The organism is Pseudomonas sp. H3_C08, assembly GCF_054669455.1.
Genome location: NZ_CP162803.1, coordinates 2798507 through 2817105, shown reverse-complemented (window position 1 = coordinate 2817105; position 18599 = coordinate 2798507). Strand labels below are relative to the sequence as shown.

The window sequence follows — 18599 nt, the reverse complement described above, 5'->3', positions numbered from 1 at the left end:
CAAATGATCGACCTGATCAAATAGAGGTTTCAACGCTACGTGATGGATCTGTTTCGCAGTGCACCGATTGCCCAGCCACTGGCCGCGCGTTTGCGTGCGACCAATCTGGATGAGTACGTCGGTCAGGAGCACGTGCTCGCTCGCGGCAAGCCTCTGCGTGAGGCGCTGGAGCAGGGTGCCCTGCATTCGATGATCTTCTGGGGCCCGCCCGGAGTGGGTAAAACCACCCTGGCGCGGTTGCTCGCGGAAGTCTCCGATGCGCACTTCGAAACGGTCTCGGCGGTGCTCGCCGGGGTCAAAGAGATCCGTCAGGCCGTTGAAATCGCCAAGCAGCAGGCCGGCCAGTACGGCAAGCGCACCATTTTGTTCGTCGATGAAGTGCATCGTTTCAACAAGTCGCAGCAGGATGCGTTTCTGCCTTACGTTGAAGACGGCACGCTGATCTTCATCGGCGCCACCACCGAAAACCCTTCGTTCGAACTCAACAACGCCTTGTTGTCGCGTGCTCGCGTCTACGTGCTGAAAAGCCTCGACGAAGCGGCGCTGCGCAAACTGGTGCACCGCGCGCTTACCGAAGAGCGCGGTCTGGGCAAGCGCAACCTGACGCTGAACGATGAAGGCTTCCAGATGCTGCTGTCCGCCGCCGATGGCGATGGCCGGCGTCTGCTCAACCTGCTGGAAAACGCCTCGGACCTGGCTGAAGACAACAGCGAAATCGGCACCGAGCTGCTGCAGAGCCTGCTCGGCGACACCCGCCGGCGTTTCGACAAGGGCGGCGAAGCGTTCTACGACCAGATATCGGCGCTGCACAAGTCCGTGCGCGGCTCCAACCCCGACGGTGCACTGTACTGGTTTGCGCGAATGATCGACGGCGGTTGTGATCCGCTGTACCTGGCCCGGCGCGTAGTGCGCATGGCCAGCGAAGACATCGGCAATGCCGACCCGCGCGCCCTCAGCCTGTGCCTGGCGGCGTGGGAAGTGCAGGAGCGTCTCGGCAGCCCGGAAGGCGAGTTGGCCGTGGCCCAAGCCATCACCTATCTGGCCTGTGCGCCAAAAAGCAACGCGGTGTACATGGGCTTCAAAACCGCTTTGCGCGCCGCCGCTGAAAACGGCTCGCTGGAAGTGCCACTGCACCTGCGCAACGCACCGACCAAACTGATGAAACAATTGGGCTACGGTGACGAATACCGCTACGCCCACGACGAGCCGGACGCTTATGCCGCCGGCGAAGACTATTTCCCGGAAGAGCTTGATCCCATCCCGTTCTACCAACCGGTGCCGCGCGGTCTGGAATTGAAGATCGGCGAGAAGCTCAACCACCTCGCCCAACTCGATCGTTTAAGCCCTCGGCAGCGGAGAAAATAGTGCTTCCATTGATCATTGCGGTCTCCGCCGGCGGGGTTGCCGGCACCTTGTTGCGCTTCGCCACCGGTAATTGGGTCAACGCCAATTGGCCGCGGCACTTCTATACCGCGACGCTGGCCGTTAATATCGTGGGCTGTCTGCTGATTGGCGTGTTGTACGGCCTGTTTTTGATACGCCCGGAAGTGCCGATCGAGGTACGCGCCGGGTTGATGGTCGGCTTCCTTGGGGGGCTGACGACATTTTCATCCTTTTCACTGGATACGGTGCGCCTGCTGGAAAGCGGGCAAGTGCCGCTGGCTCTGGGCTATGCGGCACTCAGCGTATTCGGCGGGCTGCTCGCGACGTGGGCTGGCCTGTCTTTGACCAAACTTTGATAACGAGAAACCGACATGCTCGATTCCAAACTGTTACGTAGCAACCTTCAGGACGTAGCGGACCGCCTGGCTTCCCGTGGCTTTGCCCTGGACACCGCGCGCATCGAAGCGCTGGAAGAACAGCGCAAGACCGTCCAGACCCGCACCGAAGCACTGCAGGCTGAGCGTAACGCGCGTTCCAAATCCATCGGTCAGGCCAAGCAGCGCGGCGAAGACATCGCGCCGTTGATGGCGGACGTCGAGCGCATGGCGGGCGAACTGAGTGCCGGTAAAGTCGAGCTGGACGCGATCCAGACCGAACTGGACTCGATCCTGCTCGGTATCCCCAACCTGCCGCACGAATCCGTGCCGGTCGGCAAAGACGAAGACGACAACGTCGAAGTGCGCCGCTGGGGCACGCCGACCGCGTTCGACTTCGAAGTGAAAGACCACGTTGCCCTGGGCGAGAAGTTCGGCTGGCTGGACTTCGAAACCGCCGCCAAGCTGTCCGGCGCGCGTTTCGCCCTGCTGCGTGGCCCGATCGCGCGTCTGCACCGCGCCCTGGCGCAGTTCATGATCAACCTGCACGTCAACGAGCACGGCTACGAAGAGGCTTACACGCCTTATCTGGTTCAGGCGCCGGCGCTGCAAGGCACCGGTCAACTGCCGAAGTTCGAAGAAGACCTGTTCAAGATCGCGCGCGAAGGCGAAGCCGATCTGTACCTGATCCCGACCGCTGAAGTGTCGCTGACCAACATCGTTGCGGGCGAAATCGTCGATTCGAAACTGCTGCCGATCAAGTTCGTCGCTCACACCCCGTGCTTCCGCAGTGAAGCCGGTGCGTCGGGTCGCGATACGCGCGGCATGATCCGTCAGCACCAGTTCGACAAAGTCGAAATGGTCCAGATCGTTGAGCCATCGACTTCGATGGAAGCGCTGGAAGGCCTGACCGCCAACGCCGAAAAAGTCCTGCAACTGCTCGGTCTGCCTTACCGCACCCTGGCGCTGTGCACCGGCGACATGGGTTTCAGCGCGGTCAAGACCTACGATCTGGAAGTGTGGATCCCGAGCCAGGACAAGTACCGCGAAATCTCCTCGTGCTCGAACTGCGGCGATTTCCAGGCCCGCCGTATGCAAGCGCGTTTCCGCAACCCGGAAACCGGCAAGCCTGAGCTGGTGCACACCTTGAACGGTTCCGGTCTGGCCGTAGGCCGTACGCTGGTCGCCGTGCTGGAAAACTACCAGCAGGCCGACGGCTCGATCCGTGTGCCGGACGTACTCAAGCCGTACATGGGTGGCCTTGAGGTCATCGGCTAAATGAAATATCTGCCGCTGTTTCACAACCTGCGCGGCAGTCGTGTGTTGGTCGTCGGTGGGGGGAAATTGCCTTGCGCAAATCCCGCCTGCTGGCCGATGCCGGTGCGCTGCTGCGGGTGGTCGCACCTGAAATCGAAACGCAACTGCGTGAACTGGTCGTCGCCTCTGGCGGTGAATGCCTGTTGCGCGGTTACGTCGAGGCGGATCTCGACGGTTGCGGGCTGATTATTGCCGCCACCGACGATGAGACGCTGAACGCCCAAGTCTCCACGGATGCGCACAAGCGCTGCGTGCCGGTCAACGTGGTCGACGCGCCTGCCTTGTGCAGTGTGATCTTCCCGGCGATCGTCGACCGTTCGCCGCTGATCATTGCCGTGTCCAGCGGCGGCGATGCGCCGGTGCTGGCGCGTTTGATCCGCGCCAAGATCGAAACCTGGATTCCATCGACCTACGGCCAATTGGCCGGGCTCGCCGCGCGTTTCCGCAATCAGGTGAAAAGCCTGTTTCCGGATGTGCAGCAGCGTCGTGGTTTCTGGGAAGACGTGTTTCAGGGGCCGATTGCCGACCGGCAACTGGCCGGGCAGGGCGCGGAAGCCGAGCGTCTGCTGCAAGCCAAGATCGATGGTGAAGCCATGGTCACGACCGGTGAGGTGTATCTGGTCGGCGCGGGCCCGGGCGATCCGGACCTGCTGACCTTCAAGGCGTTGCGTCTGATGCAGCAAGCCGATGTGGTGCTGTACGACCGCTTGGTGGCGCCAGCGATTCTTGAGCTGTGCCGTCGTGATGCCGAGCGGGTCTACGTCGGCAAACGTCGGTCTGATCACGCTGTGCCGCAGGATCAGATCAACCAGCAATTGGTCGACCTGGCCAAGGCCGGCAAGCGTGTGGTGCGGTTGAAGGGCGGTGACCCGTTTATCTTCGGCCGTGGCGGCGAAGAGATCGAAGAGCTGGCCGCTCACGGCATTCCGTTTCAGGTTGTGCCGGGTATCACGGCGGCAAGTGGTTGCGCGGCATATGCCGGGATTCCGCTGACGCATCGTGATCACGCGCAGTCGGTGCGCTTTGTTACCGGCCATCTGAAGGACGGCTCCACCGATCTGCCTTGGGCCGACCTTGTCGCGCCGGCGCAGACGCTGGTGTTCTACATGGGCCTGGTCGGGTTGCCGGTCATCTGCGAACAACTGATCAAACATGGTCGTTCAGCCGATACCCCGGCGGCATTGATTCAGCAGGGCACCACGGTCAATCAGCGCGTCTTCACCGGCACGCTGGCTGATCTGCCGCGACTGGTGGCGGAGCATGAAGTGCATGCGCCGACACTGGTCATCGTCGGTGAAGTGGTGCAACTGCGCGAGAAGCTGGCGTGGTTCGAAGGGGCTCAGGCACAGGTCTGAAAGACCGAGTTGACCCATTCGCGAGCAAGCTCGCTCCCACAGGGGATTTGTGAACGACACATATCCAGTGTGGGAGCGAGCTTGCTCGCGAAGAGGCCTTCCAAAACCCTATAACTCTCAACCTTTTCGCCAAACCCCTTTGCCGCTCAACCGCGCCCGATCATGGACGACGTTGAAATCCTGCTCCGGCCCCTTCGGCACAACTCCCGTCGGGTTAATGGTCTTGTGACTGCCGTAGTAGTGGTTCTTGATGTGCTGGAAGTCCACCGTCTCGGCAATCCCCGGCATCTGATACATCTCCCGCAGCCAGTTTGACAGATTCGGGTAATCGGCAATCCGCCGCAGGTTGCACTTGAAGTGGCCGTGGTAGACCGCGTCAAAACGAATCATCGTGGTGAACAAACGGATGTCCGCTTCCGTCAAGTACTCACCCGACAAGTAGCGATTGGCACCCAGCACCCGCTCCAGATGATCCAGCTCGGCAAACACCTCATCGAACGCTTCTTCATAAGCCTGTTGCGACGTCGCAAAACCTGCGCGATACACGCCGTTGTTCACCGCCGGATAAATCCGCTCGTTCAGCGCATCGATCTCGCCGCGTAATGGCGCCGGATAGAAATCCAGATCACTGCCGGTCAAACCATCGAACGCGCTGTTGAACATGCGGATGATTTCCGCCGATTCATTACTGACGATGCGCTTGAGCTTCTTGTCCCACAGCACCGGCACGGTGACGCGGCCGGTGTAATCGGCAGTGTCGGCGGTATAGCGCTGATGCATGAATTCAAACCCATCGAGTTTGTCGCCGGTTGAGCCGAGCGCCGTGTCGAAGGTCCAGCCATTTTCCAGCATCAACCAGCTGACCACCGAGACGTCGATGAGACTTTCCAGGCCTTTGAGTTTGCGCAGGATCAGCGTGCGATGCGCCCACGGACAGGCGAGCGAAACATAGAGGTGATAGCGCCCGGCCTCTGCGGCAAAACCGCCTTCACCGCTGGGGCCGGGTTCGCCGTTGGCGGTTACCCAGTTGCGGCGCTTGGCCTGTTCGCGCTGGAAGGCGCCGTCCTTGCTGCTTTCGTACCACTTGTCCTGCCAGTGGCCATCGACGAGTAAACCCATGATCAAGACTCCGTAAACCAATAATCGTTGGAGTCGAGTCTATTCCGATGAGTTCGAACAAAAAGCGCAAAGATCAGGCGCGAATGATCGGTTAAATCGATTTGTTCCGCGCGGCCCAGTAGTGCTCGGCGGTTGCGAAGGCTTGCTCACGGCTTTGACCGAGACCGCGCAAGGCCAGTGCCATGGTCGCAATCAACGCCATTTGCGGGTAACTGTCGACCACCTCGCCACGCCATACGGCTTTCAGATGTTCGACGTCCAGGGTCGCCGGTTTGACGTGGCGCTGCGCCGACAATTGCGGCCATTCCTCGTTCCAGCTCTCGCCGGCGGTGGTGCCGTACAAGTGACTGTCGGCATCCGGGTTGATCTCGATTTCGCCGCCATCGCCTTTGACCACAATCGCCGTGTCGCCAAGCAATCCGCTGGCATCGCGGTGTACCGCCTGATAACCAGGGTGAAAAATGCTTTGCAGGCCGCAACGCGCGCCCAGTGGATTGAAAATCCGCGCCAGCGAATGAATCGGCGAGCGCAGGCCCAGGGTGTTGCGCAAATCGATCATCTTTTGCAGTTGCGGCGCCCAGTCCACCAGCGGCATGAAGGCCAGGCCACCGTTGTCCAGCGCTGCGCCGACCTGTTGCCAGGTGCGGCACAACGGAATGTTCAATTCCCCAAGCAATTGCTCGCTGTACAGACGCCCGGCGGTGTGTGCGCCGCCGCCGTGCATGAAAATGCGCACGCCGTTCTGTGCCAGACACTTGGCCGCCAGCAGATACCACGGCAGATGACGCTTCTTGCCAGCGTAAGTCGGCCAGTCCAGATCGACGTTCAGCGCCGGCGCCTGCAGGCGCTCGCGCAGGGCTTCGGTGAAGCCGGCCATTTCCTCGGCGCTTTCTTCCTTGTGTCGCAGCAACATTAGAAAAGCGCCGAGCTGGGTGTCTTCAACCTTGTCGTCAAGCACCATGCCCATGGCTTCGCGGGCCTCTTCGCGGGTCAGGTCGCGAGCGCCACGTTTGCCTTTGCCAAGAATGCGCACGAATTGGGCGAACGGGTGTTCGGCAGGCGTTTCGAGGGTAAGCGCTGGAAAGTCGGTCATAAGCAATTCGTCGGTTTGGGCAGGCCCGCCAGTTTCGCGGCGAGTTTGGCAGGGGTGCCTTTGAACAGTCTGTTGAGGTGCAGGCTGTTACCTTTGTCCGGGCCGAGTTTCAACGCGGTGTACTTGATCAGCGGCCGGGTGGCCGGGGACAGCTGGAATTCTTCGTAGAAGCTACGCAGCAGTTCGAGGACTTCCCAGTGTTCGGCGGTCAACTCGATCTCTTCGGCGGCAGCGAGGGCGCTGGCAACATCGGCAGACCAGTCGCTGAGGTCGACGAGAAAGCCGTCCTTGTCCAGTTCGATGGCGCGGGCGCCGACGGTCATGGAATTCATAGCCAGCTGTTGACCTTGTCGTGATGGATCGACAACTCGACGAAGGCCGGGTAATCAATGGCCTCAGCCCAGTCCGGGACTTCGATGGCGCGAGCCTGTGCATCTTCGGCCAGAACCCATAATTTGATCTGACGGCTTTGCAGGGCGGTGAACGGCGCGGTGCCCGGTTGCAGAGCATAGACCGCGTCGCCGGACAGCAACACAGCATCAGCGCTGCCGATCAGGCGCAGGCAACTGGTCAGGCGATCATCGCCGAACGGGGAATGAGACAACACATGCAAAGTCGACATCAGAGGGTGATCACCTGGTCGTAACGGTCAATAAGGGCGGTGATTTGCTCGGCGGCCAGCGGCTGCGCTTCGTCCAGCGACAGAGTGCCGAGGCCACGAGTGCTGGCGCTGTCGGCGCAGTAAAACAGTTCTTCTACACCAAACATTGGCAGTGCCTGCAGGTTGGCGCTGAGGTCTTTCTGTTGCAGGGCCTTGGCGTTCTGCCCGGCGGCGAGTTGCAACACGCCATCATCGAGAAACAGCAAGCCAATGGGCAGATCGAAGGCGCCGCCGGCCAGTACGATGTCCAGCGCTTCGCGGGCCGCGGGGCCTGACCACGGCGACTGGCGGCTGATGATCAACAGGGACTTGGCCATCTTACGCACCTCCGAAGCAGATCAAGCGGTCAGCGTCTTGTACCGCGTCATGCAACTGACCGAGGCCGGACAATTCCCACGGCGCGCTGACGGAAACGGCGTCACGCTGATAGCGCTTGGCTTCTTCAGCGTTCAGCGCACCACGGCGCAGGGCGGCGGCGATGCACACCACGCCGTCGAGCTTTTGTTCGGTGATGAAGGTGCGCCATTGTTTGGGCAGGTCCAGTTCGTCCTGCGGGGTGACCACCGCGTCCGAAGCGTTGTAAACGCCGTCCTGATAGAAAAACAGCCGGACAATTTCATGCCCGCCGGCCAGCGCGGCTTGTGCAAACAGCAGGGCGCGGCGCGAGGAGGGCGCATGGGCGGCGGAAAACAGCGCAATGGCGAACTTCATGACGGACTCGATCAGCAAAACTGCGGCCATGATAAAGCTTTATCGCGACAGCCGCGAAACCTTGTAGGAGTGAGCCTGCTCGCGATAGCGGTCTGTCAGTTGGTGAAGATGAAGAATGTGCCGGCGTCTTCGCGAGCAGGCTCACTCCTACAAAGATTTTGTTGTCCTCGGTTAGCGCGGCATATAGCCCAGCTGCCAGCGCCGTGGGATTCTCAGCGAGACCAAGCCGATCACCGCCGCCAGCAAACCGCTGACAAACATCGCCTTCAGTCCCAAATGATGTTCCAGCACCGCTCCCAGAATCGCGCCGATAAACATCCCGCTCCACGGCACCAGTTGCACCCGCCAGCCGCTGCGTCGTTCGCCGAGCATCCAGCGTCCCAAACCACGGCCGAACCGCGACAATGCGCCAGTCACGTAAGTCAGTCCGACCGGCAAGCCGTTCACCTCTTCCACCGACGCGTTGAGCATGCCCATCGCAATGATCGCCGCCATCAGCGCCGGCAGTTGTGTGTCGAAGGGCCAGGCGGCCGCCGCACACAGCAGGGTGGCGATACACAGCAGCAACGGCAGCGCCCGGCGGCCACCGAAACGGGCAACGATAACGCCCAAGGCGTTCCCGGCTATAAAAGTGGCGACGAGGATCAACAAACGCAGGGTCAGCCCGATATCACCATCGCTGATCGCCACGGCAAGTCGGGTGGTGTTGCCGCTCATGAACGAGACGAAGTCGCCGCTGGCCATAAAGCCGATGGCGTCGGTCATGCCGGCCAGTACCGAGAGGCCGGCCACCAGCGCCAGCCCAATCCGCCCGCGCCACTTCTGAGTGTGCAGATGCCCGGGGCTGGCGCGGTGAGTCGAGGCGGATGGCAGCATCGGTAGAAGTGTCCTTGGGCGGCGGTTATGGTTCTATGCCATACAGATCGCAATATTCCAGCCAGCTCATATGAGCCATTTCTGCGACTTCACGATGCACCTCAAGGCGCTGCGCTTGGTATTCCTCAAGCGTTGCGGCCGTCAGTAGCAGTGTCAGCTCCCAGGCAAACAGACCTTGTTCTTCCGCCTCGGCCTCAAATGCTTCATGCAGTCGCTCTTCACGATACTGCGCCTGAGTTTCGCCTTTGGCCTGAGCCAGTAGCGGGTTGAGGTGGTCGAGGGATTCGCGCAGTTCGGGACGCGCGTCGAGAAATACTTTCAGGGCATGTTCATGTCGCTGGTCGGTAGGCGCCATGTGTTTTCCTTGTGAGGCTGATGACCTTAGGTTGCCGCAGCGGCCTGCGCCTGTCGCGCTATAAATGCAGTAAAGCAGAACGATTCCTGCTGCTGCGATGATACAGTCCGCTTTTTTCTGAATGAGCGAATGCAATGCGAATTCTGATGGTAGCGCTGGCCGCGACACTGCTGGCCGGTTGCGCAGGCTCGGTGATGGACGATGCTCGCACGAAAACCCCGTACAAGGTATTGACGTCGGACAAAGCCGAAAAAGACGTGGCGCGTTGTGTGCAGTTCGGCTGGCAGGACGAAGCGGTGTTTGGCGTGGATGCGGCGGCGTATCTGGAACCGCGTAAATCGGGCGGTACGACGGTGTATACCCGTTCGGCAGAGTCTTTTGTCGATGTGCTCACCGAAGCATCGGGGACGACGCTGAATTACTACGCGCAGAAGGATGATTTTGTCGCCAAGCGCCGGTTGGCCGCGTTGGCGACTTGCCTCTGATCATGCGTTGACGTGGCTGTCGGCATCGTCGGAACGCCGCCCGGAGCAGGCTCAATCCTACCGTGGAATGCATTCCAAATGTGGGAGCGAGCCTGCTCGCGAAGGGGTCGGTACATTCAACCTACAAGTCGCTTCTGGAAAAAATGCCGCTTGTGCCCCGGCGGATAATCGACAATCTCACCAAACTGGCTGTACCCGAGTTTCTTGTAGAACTCCGGTGCCTGAAAGTCGAACGTGTCGAGCCATGCGCCGATGCAGCCTTTCTCCCGCGCCAGCTCTTCGGCCATGCGCATCAGTTTCGAGCCAATACCCTGGCCCCGGCCTGCTTCAGGCACTGACAGCAAATCGATGAACAACCACTGGCAGACCAGCCGGCCATAGAGTCCACCCAGAATCTGATCGTGATCGTCACGCACCAGCAGGGTGAGCGGTTCGGATACCGCGATCCCGGCCTTGGCCACGTTATAGGCATGCAGGGGGGCGAGAATCGCTTGGCGTTCTTCTTCTGTGGAATGTTGTGACAACTCGATGCGCAAGTTCATGCCTGACTTCCTTGTGGTTTGAACCCGCAGCCTATCCTGCCCGGCGGTGATCTTCCAAGCCCCTCTCAACCCGGTGGAACTGCCGCTCACGCGCCGGGGTCTAGCTTTTACAGCGTCATTCCAGCACGCGGTTGATGAGGATCCCCCATGAATATTTTCGAAGCCCTTCGCGAAAGCCATGAGCGCCAGCGTAGCTACGCCAAAACCCTGATCGAAACCAGCGGCGACACCCCGGAGCGGGTCGAGGCGTACAAACAACTCAAAGCCGAACTCCAAGCCCACGAAACCGCCGAAGAACGCCATTTCTACATTCCGTTGATGGAGCTAGACGAGGGTGTCGATCTGAGCCGCCATGCCATCGCTGAACACCATGAAATGGACGAGATGATGGAAGAACTCGACGAGACCGAGATGTCCAGTCCCGCGTGGTTGGCAACCGCGAAGAAGCTGTCGGACAAGGTTCATCATCATTTGAAGGAAGAAGAGCAGAAGTTCTTCCAGATGGCTGGCAAATTGCTCAACGAGAAACAGAAAGTACAACTCGCCGGGCAGTACGAAAAGGAGTTCAAGGCACAGTTGCCGTGAGTACTGAATGGCAGTTTTTGCAGCATCGGCGTGTAATCTTTTGGCGTCATCTCGGGTGGGTATTATCGTAAATGACTGGATATGCATCCAGTATTTGCAGTGTTTTGCTGGCCTTCATCCGCTGACTGCGACAAAACCGCCGATGGACAAAAAATTCGCCTCCGTTAGCTTGAAGGCCTCTCCTCGGAAAGGAGAGTTCTTAAATCAACGGAGTGAAAAACATGAATCAACCACAAGCACAAACCCAACTGCGACATGGTCGCGTCATCTCTCCTGCCAGCCGCGGTGCGGTGGCCATTGAGCAAGGACTGCTCGGTGCCTGGCAGGTCAATGAAATGGAAGGCGGGAAAAATTTCCCGGCGCTGGCAGCGGGGCCGTTTCCGGCGCCATACCAGAGCGACTCGGACAGTGTCACGCCACCGGCCGACGGCTACATCCTCAGCGGTGGCAAGAGTGATGCCCGCGACTGCGTTAACTTCACCCATGAAGAAATGAGCAAGAAACTCGGTCGTCCATTCACCTGGCCGCTGCTCAATGTCACCCCGGGACAAACCCTCGAAATCAAGTGGGAATACACCGCGCCGCACACCACTCGTGGCTATCGCTGGCTGATCACCAAGGACGGCTGGGACTCGAAGCAGCGCATCACCCGTGCGCAACTGGAAAGCCAACCGTTCTTCGAGGACTTCTACACTCAGGTGCCGTATTACAGCTACCCGAATGAGCTGAAGGCCAAGGTCAATCACGCGGTGAAACTGCCGGCCAACAAAAAAGGCCATCACGTGATCGTGCTGATGTGGATCGTCGCCAACACCGGCAACGCTTTCTATCAGGCCTTCGACGTCGACTTCAAATAACGGCGCTGCGCCGCCAAACCCACACGTTCTGAAGGATTAGAACATGTCAAAAATCGATTTCTCTTTAGTGCAAAACGCCGCGAGCGATGCCGCCTCGCTGATGCCGAGCATTGCCGGCAAAAAGATCCTCATGGGCTTCTGGCACAACTGGCCCGCAGGCCCGAGCGATGGTTATCGTCAGGGCCGCTTCGCCAGCCTGTCGCTGGAAGAGGTACCCAAGGAATACAACGTCGTCGCGGTAGCCTTTATGAAGGGCAGCGGCATTCCGACCTTCAAGCCGTTCAACGTTTCCGATGCCGAGTTCCGCCGCCAGGTCGGCGTGCTCAACAGCCAAGGGCGGGCCGTGTTGATCTCCCTCGGTGGCGCCGATGCGCACATCGAGTTGCGCAGCGGTCAGGAACAACCGCTGGCCAATGAAATCATCCGTCTGGTGGAAACCTACGGCTTCGACGGCCTGGACATCGATCTTGAACAGAGCGCGATTGATTTCGCGGCCAACAAGACCGTCCTGCCGACCGCACTGAAACTGGTCAAGGATCACTACGCAGGCCAAGGCAAGCACTTCATCATCAGCATGGCCCCGGAGTTTCCATACCTGACCAGCACCGGCAAATACCTGAGCTATCTGCAGGCGCTGGAAGGCTACTACGACTTCATCGCCCCGCAGTTCTACAACCAGGGCGGTGACGGAGTCTGGGTGCCGGAAGCCAACAACGGCGCGGGCGCGTGGATTGCGCAGAACAACGATGCGTTGAAAGAGGATTTCCTCTACTACCTGACCGAAAGTCTGGTAACCGGCACACGCGGCTTCACCCGCATCGCGGCGGACAAATTCGTCATAGGCCTGCCGGCCAACAACGATGCGGCGGCAACCGGTTATGTGATCGACAAAACCGTGGTCGGTAACGTCCTCAAACGTCTGGCGATCAAAGGGCTGCCGATCAAAGGCCTGATGACCTGGTCGGTAAACTGGGACAACGGCACCAGCAAGGACGGCGTGCCGTACAACTGGGAGTTCAGCCGGCGTTATGGGCCGTTGATTCACGGGGTTCGTTCAGTCGAGCAGGATGTCGATGACTCGCGGTCGCACGTCGCTCGTTAGTTGCAAATAAAGAAGCCCGGTAGCGCTGCCGGGCTTTTTTTGTTGGCGCAATTATTCGACCATGGCGGCTTATTCAGGAAACAGGATCAAGCGTCATGTCCAACACAGCCGAGCGGGTCAACATCGTCGACACTCAGGTGTTGTCCCACGACTGGTACCTGCTGAAGAAAATCACCTTCGACTATCACCGCAACAACGGCGAGTGGCAGCGTCAGACTCGTGAAGTCTATGATCGAGGCAACGGCGCAGCGATTCTGCTGTTCAACCGTGAAAAGCGCACGGTGGTACTGACCCGGCAGTTTCGTTTGCCGGTATTCGTCAATGGTCATGATGGTTTGTTGATCGAGGTGGCTGCAGGCTTGCTCGAGGGCGCTGCGCCGGAGCAGCGGATTCGCGATGAAGCCGAAGAGGAAACCGGTTATCGCGTGCACGATGTGAAGAAGGTATTCGAGGCCTACATGAGTCCGGGTTCAGTGACCGAGAAGCTGCACTTTTTCATTGCCGAATACGACGCGGCATCGAAGGTCAGCGAAGGTGGTGGTCTGGAAGAAGAGACTGAAGAACTTGAGGTGCTGGAGTGGAGCTTCGACGAAGCGCTGGCGGCGTTTCAGCGCGGCGAGATCTGCGACGCCAAGACCATCATGCTGTTGCAGTATGCGGCGATGAATAACGTGTTTACCTGATAAATCAAAAGATCGCAGCCTTCGGCAGCTTCTACAGGAAAACGCATTCCAGGGTAGGAGCTGCCGAAGGCTGCGATCTCTTGATCTGTGTTAACTGACTAAAACAAATCCCCGGTTTTGCCAACCGTCGACCAGTCGCCACCCTCCAGGGTCAGCAAGTGCTCTTTCGCCTCTAGCCCCCCGGCGAACCCGGTGAGCTTCCCCGAGGCGCCGATCACCCGATGACAAGGCGCCACAATGGAAATCGGGTTGCGTCCGTTCGCTGCGCCCACTGCCCGTACAGCGCTGGGATTGCCAATCTGTCTGGCAATCTGGCTGTAGGTGCGCGTCTGGCCAAAAGGAATGGTCAGCAGCGCCGCCCAGACCTTTTTCTGAAAATCGGTGCCAGCGAAATCCAGTTCCAGGTCAAAACAGTCCCGCGTCCCGGAAAAATATTCTCCGAGTTGTCGAGCCGTTCGAATCAGGATCGGATTGTCGTGTGCCTCGCTCATCGGCCCGAGGCGCACGCGGTTCGGTTTATCGTTTTCCCAGAGGATGGCCGCCAGTCGTGAGCCGTTCGCGACCAGCTTCAGCTCGCCGACGGGCGAGGGCAGGGTGATGAACGTATAAGACATGACGACAGACTCCGGAGCAGGGTGGCAACAGCGCCCAGCATACTGCCTGATCGGGGAGGCGCAATACGCAAAGCCGACCATACTGCTTGGTGCTCTTGCAGCGTATCCCCCTCTGTTCTGCACAGACCCTGAAAACAAAAAAGAGATCGACTCATGAAGTACGAACCTTTGGCCAAATCGCTGATAGCGACCTCACTGGCACTCAGCTGTCTCATGGCTCACGCGGCGTCGGTGGCACCGGTTGCCGCAGAAAACGGCATGGTGGTCACCGCGCAACATCTGGCCACCCATGTTGGCGTCGACGTATTGAAAAGTGGCGGTAATGCCGTCGATGCGGCGGTCGCCGTGGGTTACGCGCTGGCGGTGGTCTATCCCGCAGCAGGCAACCTGGGCGGAGGCGGCTTCATGACCATTCAACTGGCAGACGGGCGCAAGACCTTCCTCGATTTTCGTGAGAAAGCACCACTGGCGGCCACTGCCAACATGTACCTCGACAAGGAAGGCAACGTCATTCCCGACTTGAGTACCCGTGGCCACCTGGCGGTGGGCGTGCCGGGCACCGTGTCCGGCATGGAGCTGGCGCTGAGCAAATACGGGACCAAACCGCGCAAGGAAATGATTGCGCCGGCGATCAAACTGGCGGAAGACGGTTTTGCGCTGGAGCAGGGTGACGTCGAGTTGCTGGAGTACGCCACCGACGTGTTCAAGAAGGACATGCGCGACTCCGGTTCGATCTTCCTGCATAACGGCGAGCCGATGCAGGTCGGGCAGAAACTGGTGCAGAAGGATCTCGGCAAAACCCTGCGGACCATTTCCGAAAAAGGCGCCGACGGCTTCTATAAAGGCTGGGTTGCCGACGCCATCGTCACCTCCAGCCAGGCCAACAAAGGCATCATCACCCAGGCTGACCTCGATAAATACAAGACCCGCGAACTGGCTCCGGTGGAATGCGACTACCGTGGTTATCACGTGGTCTCGGCGCCGCCGCCAAGCTCTGGCGGGGTAGTGATCTGCCAGATCATGAACATCCTCGAAGGCTATCCGATGAAGGATCTGGGCTTCCATTCGGCCCAAGGCATGCACTATCAAATCGAAGCCATGCGCCACGCCTATGTTGATCGCAACAGCTACCTGGGCGATCCGGATTTCGTCAAAAACCCGATCGAGCATCTGCTGGACAAGAATTACGCGACCAAACTGCGCGACGCCATCCAGCCGCAAAAGGCCGGCGTGTCGGCCGAACTCAAACCCGGCGTAGCCCCCCATGAGGGCAGCAACACCACTCACTACTCGATCGTCGACAAGTGGGGCAATGCGGTGTCGGTCACTTACACCCTCAATGACTGGTTCGGCGCGGGCGTGATGGCGAGCAAGACCGGGGTGATCCTCAACGATGAAATGGACGACTTCACCTCCAAGGTCGGCGTGCCGAACATGTACGGCTTGGTGCAGGGCGAAGCCAATGCGATTGCTCCGGGCAAGGCACCGCTGTCGTCGATGAGCCCGACCATTGTCACCAAGGATGGCAAAGTGGTGATGGTGGTCGGTACACCGGGCGGCAGCCGTATTATCACGGCGACTTTGCTGACCATGCTCAATGTCATCGACTACGGCATGGGCCTGCAGGAAGCGGTCGATGCGCCACGTTTCCACCAGCAGTGGATGCCGGAGGAAACCAACCTCGAAGACTTCGCCGCCAGCCCCGACACGAAGAAGCTCCTTGAGAGCTGGGGTCACAAGTTTGCCGGCCCGCAGGACGCCAACCACATCGCCGCGATTCTGGTGGGTGCACCTTCGCTGGGCGGTAAGCCGGTCGGCAAAAACCGTTTCTACGGCGCCAACGATCCACGCCGCAACACGGGCTTGTCACTGGGTTACTGAGGAGCGTAAAAAGGAGGCGGGCTCAGGTCCGCCCCTGTCTCAAGGACTGATCAAGGAAGGCTCATCATGACCACCGCATTACTGATCATCGACGTCCAGCGCGCCCTCTGCTCGGGCGAATATCAGTGCTACGACATTCAGCGCGTGCTCGACACCATCAACGGTCTCAGTGCTCGCGCACGCAAGGCTGGCGTGCCCGTGGTGCTGATCCAGCATGAAGAAAAGGACAGCCCGTTGGCCCATGGTGCCGAAGGCTGGCAACTGGCCGAAGGGCTTGAGACATCGCCTAAGGACCTGCGCGTACGCAAGACCACCCGGGACTCGTTTTACCAGACTGACCTGGGTAAATTTTTGCCAAGTGAAGACTTCGAACGACTGGTTATTTGCGGTCTGCAAACCGATTACTGTGTCAATGCGACCGTACGCCGGGCCCATGAGCTGGGTTATGACGTAGTGCTTGCCGCCGACGCGCATTCCACCGTCGACAACGGCAATATGAGCGCCGAAGACATCATCGCCGAGCACAACAAGGATCTGGCGCATCTGACTGGCTCGGTGGCGCGTATCGACGTCAAACCCGCAGCCAGCATCACGTTCTGACCATCCAGACAAAACCCTGTGGGAGCGAGCCTGCTCGCGAAGGCAGTGTGTCAGTCGACATTGATAGTGGCTGATCCACCGCTTTCGCGAGCAAGCTCGCTCCCACATTGATTGAAGAATCCTGATTGCTGTGACCATCAGGGATTTCCGCTGGCAGCACTGGCATACTGCGCGCCGTCCGAAGAATGGAATCTCTCGATGTTCGCTATCTCCCGGCGTCATGCCTTGGCGCTGATGTGCCTTGCGTTTGCCTCTATCACCCACGCCAGCAGTTTCGATTGCGCCAGCGCTGCCAGCAAAACTGAAAAAGCCATTTGTGGCGACCCGCAGATCTCGCAACTCGATGAGAAGCTGGGCAAGCTCTGGCACTCGACATCGGCTGATGTCCCCGATGCCAAAGCCCTCAAGGCAGACCAGCGGCAGTGGCTGAAAAACCGCAACGCCTGTGGCGATCAGACAGCCTGTTTGCGTCGGCAGTATTTAATGCGCCTGACCGAACTTGAACACGCCACCCAGCCCTTCAGTTGGGACGCGACCTGGCAGCTCATTCCGCCAGGGACCTCAACCTCGGCGACAGTCATAACCCAGCGCCGCGACCCCACGCACATCAGCATCGACATCACGGCGGCTGAGGGCGCCAACTCCGGTGATCTGGATGGCGTTGCCACACTCAAGGACGGTAAAGCCGTTTACTCGGAAGACCAGTGCACCCTGTTGTTCACCCCCATCAATGGTGTGCTGGATATTTCTCTCGTCGGTGCAGGCGGATATTGCAGTGCCGGGTTGGGCGTCTACTACACCGGTCGTTTTGTCGCTTCGCAGCAACCGCTGACGCTGGATTACGACATGCTCAGCCTGGGCCTGGCGCAAACACCGGGAGAAAACCAGGCACTGCACACGTTGCTCAAGACTGATTATCAGACGCTGGTGGAAAAGTCCGGCTCGTTGATGACCGCTGAATCTTCCGCTGATGTACCGGGTAGTCAGGTCTGGGAGATGTGGATGCGCGGCCTGGGTGGCACCGGCATCGTGATGCGGTCAGCCGATGGCCATTTCTGGGTCTTGTTGGTTACCTACGACAACGCCGGACACTCGCGCCTGCGCTATTACACCGATGTTGCGAAATGGAAAAAACGTCTACCCGGCGCTTTGCACGACTGGAACGAGCGCATGAAAGATCATCTGGAACTCCCCGTAGACTTCATGCCCTGATCTGCGCAGCATTGCGCCATCACGTCGCAAACAACACCCCACGAATCTCGCCCACCCGCGGCGCTACGACCACGCCCTCCAGCACCATGCGCGTGATCGTCTGTGCCGCCGTTTGATAATCCTCATCCTGCGGCACTTCGCGCCCCATGATCCGGCCCATCTGCCAGCCGATATTGGTGTACGTGCGCGTCGCCGACCAGATGAACAGCATCAAATGCTCCGGATCCACCGGCGCGAGCAAACCGCGCTCGATCCAGCTGCGCAGACATTCAACGTTGCGCCGCGCTTCGGCCTGCAACAGATCGCGGCACTCATCCGGCAACTGGCGACCGCCCAATAACAATTCGCCACTGAACACCTTGGCAATCGCCGGATGTTCGCGGGCGATGCGAATGCGTGCGGCCACGTAGGCGCGCAGTCCCGTCAGCGGATCATCACTTTCACGCAGCACCGCCGAGGCTTCCAGCAGCGGCTCGACAAACCCCAGCAGCACTTTGCTGTAGAGGTTTTCCTTGCTCTGGAAGTAGTAATACAGATTGGCTTTGGGCACCCCGGCACGCGCCGCGATATCGCGGGTCTGGGTGGCGTTGAAGCCGTTGGCGGCGAATTCCTCGCTGGCAGCGGCGAGGATCAACTGCTCGTTGCGTACGCGGATGGCACTCATGGCAATACAGGATGGCTGGACGGCATGGAAAGATTCTGGCGATTTCGGTTTCGAAATATACAAAACTATATAGCGATGAAGCCAGCACACTCGAAGGGCGACGCTATGCTGGTTCGATCATTGACTGGAA

General features: G+C 59.4%; 21 protein-coding genes and 2 pseudogenes. 12 read left to right on the top strand and 11 right to left on the bottom strand.

Features of this window, described 5'->3' with window-relative positions:
* The first annotated feature begins 42 nt into the window (after positions 1–42).
* The 4 genes and pseudogenes from AB4N74_RS12935 to cysG all read left to right on the top strand — a co-directional run bounded on the left by AB4N74_RS12935 (position 43) and on the right by cysG (position 4429).
* Complete coding sequence (locus AB4N74_RS12935) at positions 43–1365, top strand: replication-associated recombination protein A (RefSeq protein ID WP_034155144.1); 1323 nt, start codon at positions 43–45, stop codon at positions 1363–1365.
* Entirely contained in the window at positions 1365–1739 is a 375-nt protein-coding gene (crcB, locus tag AB4N74_RS12930) for a fluoride efflux transporter CrcB (RefSeq protein WP_007908079.1), read from the top strand. The genes AB4N74_RS12935 and crcB overlap by 1 nt, the downstream gene beginning before the upstream one ends.
* A gap of 15 nt (positions 1740–1754) precedes the next feature.
* Positions 1755–3035: a serine--tRNA ligase gene (gene serS / locus AB4N74_RS12925; protein WP_007908080.1), complete on the top strand. Its 1281-nt coding sequence runs from the start codon at positions 1755–1757 to the stop codon at positions 3033–3035.
* Positions 3036–4429, top strand: a pseudogene (gene cysG, locus AB4N74_RS12920) (siroheme synthase CysG).
* 117 nt (positions 4430–4546) lie between these two features.
* Here cysG and AB4N74_RS12915 read toward each other — a convergent pair.
* The 8 genes from AB4N74_RS12915 to AB4N74_RS12880 all read right to left on the bottom strand — a co-directional run bounded on the left by AB4N74_RS12915 (position 4547) and on the right by AB4N74_RS12880 (position 9244).
* Positions 4547–5548, bottom strand: coding sequence for a glutathione S-transferase family protein (locus tag AB4N74_RS12915; RefSeq protein ID WP_116256746.1), 1002 nt, complete (start codon positions 5546–5548; stop codon positions 4547–4549).
* A 91-nt stretch (positions 5549–5639) separates the two neighbouring features.
* Complete coding sequence (locus tag AB4N74_RS12910; RefSeq protein ID WP_460100602.1) at positions 5640–6641, bottom strand: glycosyl transferase family protein; 1002 nt, start codon at positions 6639–6641, stop codon at positions 5640–5642.
* Complete coding sequence (locus AB4N74_RS12905; RefSeq protein ID WP_095118237.1) at positions 6638–6973, bottom strand: TusE/DsrC/DsvC family sulfur relay protein; 336 nt, start codon at positions 6971–6973, stop codon at positions 6638–6640. Before AB4N74_RS12905 ends, AB4N74_RS12910 begins: the two co-directional genes overlap by 4 nt.
* On the bottom strand, positions 6970–7263 hold the full coding sequence (gene tusB / locus AB4N74_RS12900; protein WP_116256748.1) for a sulfurtransferase complex subunit TusB: 294 nt from the start codon (positions 7261–7263) through the stop codon (positions 6970–6972). The genes AB4N74_RS12905 and tusB overlap by 4 nt, the downstream gene beginning before the upstream one ends.
* Positions 7263–7619, bottom strand: a complete 357-nt coding sequence (gene tusC, locus AB4N74_RS12895; protein WP_093434336.1) for a sulfurtransferase complex subunit TusC — start codon at positions 7617–7619, stop codon at positions 7263–7265. The genes tusB and tusC overlap by 1 nt, the downstream gene beginning before the upstream one ends.
* 1 nt (position 7620) lies before the next feature.
* Positions 7621–8013 carry a sulfurtransferase complex subunit TusD gene (gene tusD, locus AB4N74_RS12890; protein WP_093434386.1) on the bottom strand — a complete coding sequence of 131 codons (393 nt, stop codon included), beginning with the start codon at positions 8011–8013 and terminating at the stop codon, positions 7621–7623.
* Positions 8014–8184: 171 nt separating this feature from the next.
* A complete protein-coding gene (locus AB4N74_RS12885) occupies positions 8185–8889 on the bottom strand; it encodes a YoaK family protein (RefSeq protein ID WP_257355500.1) in 705 nt (234 codons plus the stop codon).
* Positions 8890–8914: 25 nt separating this feature from the next.
* On the bottom strand, positions 8915–9244 hold the full coding sequence (locus AB4N74_RS12880; RefSeq protein ID WP_427120366.1) for a DUF6388 family protein: 330 nt from the start codon (positions 9242–9244) through the stop codon (positions 8915–8917).
* Between the two features lie 134 nt (positions 9245–9378).
* Here AB4N74_RS12880 and AB4N74_RS12875 point away from each other — a divergent pair, with 134 nt between their 5' ends.
* The gene (locus AB4N74_RS12875; protein WP_093434342.1) at positions 9379–9729 is read left to right on the top strand and encodes a hypothetical protein; all 351 of its coding nucleotides are present in this window, start codon (positions 9379–9381) and stop codon (positions 9727–9729) included.
* Positions 9730–9845: 116 nt separating this feature from the next.
* Here AB4N74_RS12875 and AB4N74_RS12870 read toward each other — a convergent pair whose 3' ends face one another.
* On the bottom strand, positions 9846–10271 hold the full coding sequence (locus tag AB4N74_RS12870; protein WP_095048058.1) for a GNAT family N-acetyltransferase: 426 nt from the start codon (positions 10269–10271) through the stop codon (positions 9846–9848).
* A gap of 147 nt (positions 10272–10418) precedes the next feature.
* Between AB4N74_RS12870 and AB4N74_RS12865 the strand changes: the two genes are divergently transcribed.
* The 4 genes and pseudogenes from AB4N74_RS12865 to AB4N74_RS12850 all read left to right on the top strand — a co-directional run bounded on the left by AB4N74_RS12865 (position 10419) and on the right by AB4N74_RS12850 (position 13498).
* Positions 10419–10856: a hemerythrin domain-containing protein gene (locus tag AB4N74_RS12865; protein WP_093434348.1), complete on the top strand. Its 438-nt coding sequence runs from the start codon at positions 10419–10421 to the stop codon at positions 10854–10856.
* A 221-nt stretch (positions 10857–11077) separates the two neighbouring features.
* Positions 11078–11713: a lytic polysaccharide monooxygenase auxiliary activity family 9 protein gene (locus AB4N74_RS12860; RefSeq protein WP_460100594.1), complete on the top strand. Its 636-nt coding sequence runs from the start codon at positions 11078–11080 to the stop codon at positions 11711–11713.
* 43 nt (positions 11714–11756) lie between these two features.
* Positions 11757–12758, top strand: a pseudogene (locus tag AB4N74_RS12855) (chitinase); the annotation flags it as partial.
* Between the two features lie 152 nt (positions 12759–12910).
* Positions 12911–13498, top strand: a complete 588-nt coding sequence (locus tag AB4N74_RS12850) for an NUDIX domain-containing protein (protein WP_460100591.1) — start codon at positions 12911–12913, stop codon at positions 13496–13498.
* Between the two features lie 98 nt (positions 13499–13596).
* On the opposite strand, the gene AB4N74_RS12845 is transcribed toward AB4N74_RS12850, so the two are convergent.
* Positions 13597–14112, bottom strand: a complete 516-nt coding sequence (locus AB4N74_RS12845) for a methylated-DNA--[protein]-cysteine S-methyltransferase (RefSeq protein WP_460100588.1) — start codon at positions 14110–14112, stop codon at positions 13597–13599.
* Positions 14113–14265: 153 nt separating this feature from the next.
* On the opposite strand from AB4N74_RS12845, the gene ggt reads away from it, so the two are divergent.
* The 3 genes from ggt (at position 14266) to AB4N74_RS12830 (ending at position 17805) form a co-directional block, all read left to right on the top strand.
* Positions 14266–15993, top strand: coding sequence for a gamma-glutamyltransferase (gene ggt / locus AB4N74_RS12840; protein WP_093441230.1), 1728 nt, complete (start codon positions 14266–14268; stop codon positions 15991–15993).
* A gap of 66 nt (positions 15994–16059) precedes the next feature.
* The gene (locus AB4N74_RS12835; protein ID WP_099756626.1) at positions 16060–16593 is read left to right on the top strand and encodes a cysteine hydrolase family protein; all 534 of its coding nucleotides are present in this window, start codon (positions 16060–16062) and stop codon (positions 16591–16593) included.
* Positions 16594–16791: 198 nt separating this feature from the next.
* Complete coding sequence (locus AB4N74_RS12830) at positions 16792–17805, top strand: lysozyme inhibitor LprI family protein (protein WP_320337608.1); 1014 nt, start codon at positions 16792–16794, stop codon at positions 17803–17805.
* 19 nt (positions 17806–17824) lie between these two features.
* On the opposite strand, the gene AB4N74_RS12825 is transcribed toward AB4N74_RS12830, so the two are convergent.
* Positions 17825–18469: a TetR/AcrR family transcriptional regulator gene (locus tag AB4N74_RS12825; protein ID WP_093441219.1), complete on the bottom strand. Its 645-nt coding sequence runs from the start codon at positions 18467–18469 to the stop codon at positions 17825–17827.
* Positions 18470–18599 lie beyond the last annotated feature (130 nt).